The organism is uncultured Legionella sp. (assembly GCF_937871865.1).
In the GTDB taxonomy this organism is placed as follows: Bacteria; Pseudomonadota; Gammaproteobacteria; order Legionellales; family Legionellaceae; genus Legionella.
Window position 1 is genome coordinate 1 of sequence record NZ_CALMPD010000174.1, and the last position, 4040, is coordinate 4040.

Below are 4040 nucleotides of genomic sequence, written 5' to 3' on the forward strand. Positions count from 1 at the left end.
ACCTCAATCACTCCGAAGTGAGTTCATTATAACCCAAAAGATCAAATTATGCATTCACTTTAAGCACAACTGTGAGTTAAAGTTAAGCACTCAAGGAATATGTCAATTCATTGAATGAAAAAATTAATCCAGCCAAGAAGACTTATCTCAAGTTATGGGAAGCGTCGTTTTTTCTGGGACATTATCCGAAGAAAGGCCAAACTGCTCTGGATTTAGGGACATCTCCTGGCGGATGGACGTATGTATAATGACTACGACTTAAGAAACCGCTCTCTCTTTCGAAGGTTATAGTCCTCTCTCTCCCTAGGGAGGGAGAGAGGGAGAGAGTTAGAGAGGGAAGGCATGTGGCACAAGCAACATACAGGAGATCCCTCACGTAGTTCGGGATGACGTTAGTTAGTTGTTACAGAAAAATCCTTTAAGCCCTGGAAAAATCAAAAGAAATAATACTGGCAATATCCGACTGTTGAAGGCTTAGCGCCAATAATCTATCAACGCCTAAGGCTACACCGCTGCATGATGGTAAGCCATGGTGAAGAGCATTCAGCAGATACTGATCTGCTTCAACCAGAGGAAGGGCTCTTTCTTCCCTAATCTCCAGATCATGATTAAACCGTTGTCTCTGAGCCTCAGCTTCCGTTAACTCATGAAATCCATTGGCTAACTCAACACCTTTATAATACACCTCAAACCGCTCAGCAACTCCATCTTTAATTTTAGCCAGGGAGGCTTGAGAAGCAGGGAAATTATAAACAGCAACAGGGCAGTCTTCTTTACCCAGAAAAGGTTCAACTACATGGCTCATCAACAAAAATAAAAACTGATCGCGGTCTTGCTCTTCAGATGGCAATACGTTGTCTAAATCATATAGAGCCAAGGTTTGTTTTAATTGCGCTATTGGTGCAGTCAACGGATCAAGAGTACAACTTTCAAGAAAGGCCTGTTGGTAGGTCTTTCTTATCATGGGTCGACACTGAATCAATGTCTGTAACAAGACATCCATCTCATCCATTAAATCATGATGATTGATGCCTAACTGATACCATTCCAGTAACGTAAATTCAGGATTATGCCAACGTCCCAGTTCATCATCTCTAAAAACTCGAGCTAACTGGAAAATAGGCCCACTGCCAGCTGCCAGGAGGCGCTTCATATGGTATTCAGGCGAGGTTTGCAAGTTGTATGATTCACCACGGAACACAGCCTTTATGTTGCTAAGGTATACATCAGTCACCCCATAGCGAGCCATCACTGGCGTTTCCACTTCAAGATATTGGCGTTGAGTGAAAAATTGCCGTATCGCAGTAATTAATTGAGCACGTTGACGTAATAATTCGATTGAAGCAGAAGGCTGCCACGATGATTCAGACAACATCAATAAAAAATCCCTAACTCAAGTCTTGCAGCTTCCGTCATTCGTTCCTGGGACCAAGGTGGTTCCCATACCAGTTCAACCGTACAGTCACTAACCCCGTCCACCTGATTAACTGCTTGCTCTACAGTACCGGGGAAGGTTTGTGCTACAGGACAACCCGGTGTGGTCAGTGTCATTTTAACATCAACATGCCCTTCATCATTAATGTCTACATCATAGATTAGGCCCAAGTCATAGATATTAACGGGAATTTCAGGATCATAAACGCCTTTGAGTGCCAAAATCACCGCTTCTTTTATCACATCACTATCCTGTTTCTTTTTAAAACCAAACATGCCACACCTCTAACTGATTCGCTCTGTGATATAAGTTATTCCGTCTTCACTACAGCAGACTCTTTATTTAAGGCTGCTTCCAACGTATGCCATGCTAAAGTGGCACACTTAACCCGAGCCGGGAATGCTTTCACTCCAGCAAGAACCGTCAATTTATCCATAGAACTCAATTGTCCGTCTTCATCTACAGTAAGCATATGATGAAATCGATGAAATAAATCATGAGCCTCTTCTACGGTCTTACCTTTCAATGCATCCGTCATCAACGAAGCAGAAGCCTGGGAAATAGCACAGCCACAGCCAACGAAGCTCAAATCTGTAATCAGTTCGTCATTAATTTTGGCGTAAACGGTTAGCTTATCGCCGCATAAAGGGTTAAACCCATTGGCCTGAGTAGTCGCATCATCCATAGAGTGGTGATTTCGCGGATTGCGATTATGATCAATAATGATTTCCTGATAAAGTTCTCGCAACTCCGTACTCATGCAAATACCTCTTTAACTTTTTCCAAAGCCTCAACACAGCGATCAATTTCCTCTTGTGTATTATAGAACGACAAAGAAATTCGTGACGTTGCTGCCACACCATAAAAATCCATCAAAGGCATGGCGCAATGATGACCGCTACGAATAGCAATACCTTCACTATCAAGGATTGTTCCAATGTCATGGGCATGAATAGTGCCATGAACAAAAGAAATAACGGATACTTTATGGGCTGCAGTTCCGATAATATTAAATCCTTTTATCGCCTCAACTGCCGATGTGGCGTACTGTAATAAGTGCGCCTCATATTGAGCAATCGCATCCAAGTCCAAAGACCCTAAATAATCAATGGCCGCCCCTAATCCAATAGCACCTGCAATATTCGGGGTTCCAGCTTCAAATTTATGCGGAAGCGCTGCAAATTCAGTCCCTTCAAAGCTGACGTAATTAATCATTTCCCCGCCGCCCTGATAAGGAGGCATGTTTTCTAAAAGCTCTTCTTTCCCCCACAACACACCAATGCCGGTAGGGCCATACATTTTATGTCCAGAAAAAGCATAAAAATCACATCCCAGCTCCTGGACATCAACAGGTAAATGAGCTGTCGCCTGTGCACCATCCAATAATACTTTGGCACCATAAGCATGCGCCATTTCAATCATTTTTTTCACAGGGTTAATCGTACCCAAAGCATTGGAAACATAATTGATGGCGACAAATTTGGTATTTTCATTTAATTTCTTTTCAAACTCATCAAGCAACAGTTCGCCATTCAGTGAAATAGGCGCTACCTGCAAAACAGCACCAGTTTGCTTGCAGACCATTTGCCAGGGAACAATATTGGAATGATGTTCCATATGAGTAATCAATATCTCTTCACCAGGCATAATATGAGGGGCAACAAAGCTTTGCGCTACCAAATTAATACCTTCGGTAGTGCCTCTTACAAAGATGCATTCCCTGGTTGATTTGGCATTAATAAATCGCTTTATTTTTGCTCTGGCGGCTTCATAGTTTTCTGTTGCTCTGACACTTAAGGCATGAACGCCACGATGAACATTGGAATTATCCAGTTCATAATAATGAGTCATAGCATCAATTACCGCTTTAGGCTTTTGAGTAGTCGCAGCATTATCAAAGTAAATTAAATCATAATCATTGATTTTCTGATTCAGAATAGGAAAGTCTTTGCGAATCGCATTAACATTCAATGATGTAACCAGCGAAGCATTCGTGCTCATTAGTTTACCCCAGCTGTTGCGTTAATAATTGCCCCATCCAATCAGCCAAATCACGATGTGGAATAAGGCGTAAATTGTTCTGGGCAAATGCGTGAATTAAATATCTGGATGCGTCTAATCTGCCAATTCCACGCGTTGCCAGATAAAATAAAGCTTCTTCATCCAGTTGACCAACAGTAGCACCATGAGAACACACAACATCATCCGCAAAAATCTCTAATTGCGGTTTGGTATCAATTTCAGCATTAGCTGACAGCAGCAAATTCTTATTTTGTTGTTTAGCATCAGTATGTTGCGCGTCTTTGGCAACAATTACTTTCCCATTAAACACGGCCCGTGAGTGCCCGGTCAGAATGCCCTTATAATCTTGCTCACTGGAACATTCAGGTACCAGATGGTGTACTGTAGTATGATGATCCACGTGCTGTCCTTCCGCCGGAGCATAAATGCCATTCATCAGACAATGAGCACGTTCTTCTTGCAGGTACAAGCTGAGATCACTACGCACCAGTTTTCCACCTAAACTCAAAGAATGGCTGGCGAACTGGCTGGATTCTTCCTGTTTCACCGCAATATGTCCCAGATGATACGCAGATTTACTCTC

General features: G+C 42.4%; 5 protein-coding genes and 1 pseudogene. 1 reads left to right on the forward strand and 5 read right to left on the reverse strand.

Features of this window, described 5'->3' with window-relative positions; all coding sequences use genetic code 11:
• Window positions 1–94: 94 nt before the first annotated feature.
• Window positions 95–245 (forward strand): annotated as a pseudogene (locus Q0495_RS09535) (SAM-dependent methyltransferase); the annotation flags it as partial.
• Between the two features lie 173 nt (window positions 246–418).
• Here the strand turns inward: Q0495_RS09535 and epmA are convergent.
• The 5 genes from epmA to sufD all read right to left on the reverse strand — a co-directional run.
• Window positions 419–1372, reverse strand: a complete 954-nt coding sequence (epmA, locus tag Q0495_RS09540; protein WP_298625388.1) for an elongation factor P--(R)-beta-lysine ligase — start codon at window positions 1370–1372, stop codon at window positions 419–421.
• A 2-nt stretch (window positions 1373–1374) separates the two neighbouring features.
• The gene (locus tag Q0495_RS09545; RefSeq protein ID WP_298625376.1) at window positions 1375–1710 is read right to left on the reverse strand and encodes an SUF system Fe-S cluster assembly protein; all 336 of its coding nucleotides are present in this window, start codon (window positions 1708–1710) and stop codon (window positions 1375–1377) included.
• A 35-nt stretch (window positions 1711–1745) separates the two neighbouring features.
• Window positions 1746–2195 carry a Fe-S cluster assembly sulfur transfer protein SufU gene (gene sufU, locus Q0495_RS09550; protein ID WP_298625379.1) on the reverse strand — a complete coding sequence of 150 codons (450 nt, stop codon included), beginning with the start codon at window positions 2193–2195 and terminating at the stop codon, window positions 1746–1748.
• Window positions 2192–3436, reverse strand: coding sequence for a cysteine desulfurase (locus Q0495_RS09555; protein WP_298625382.1), 1245 nt, complete (start codon window positions 3434–3436; stop codon window positions 2192–2194). The genes sufU and Q0495_RS09555 overlap by 4 nt, the downstream gene beginning before the upstream one ends.
• A gap of 4 nt (window positions 3437–3440) precedes the next feature.
• Window positions 3441–4040 (reverse strand): Fe-S cluster assembly protein SufD (sufD, locus tag Q0495_RS09560; RefSeq protein WP_298625385.1); only part of this gene is annotated, 600 nt, incomplete at its 5' end.

Excerpts from the sequence above, each read along its gene's own strand:
- sufU (WP_298625379.1), bottom strand. The coding sequence starts at position 2,195 with ATGAGTACGGAGTTGCGAGAACTTTATCAGGAAATCATTATTGATCAT.
- Q0495_RS09545 (WP_298625376.1), bottom strand. The coding sequence starts at position 1,710 with ATGTTTGGTTTTAAAAAGAAACAGGATAGTGATGTGATAAAAGAAGCG.
- Q0495_RS09555 (WP_298625382.1), bottom strand. The coding sequence starts at position 3,436 with ATGAGCACGAATGCTTCGCTGGTTACATCATTGAATGTTAATGCGATT.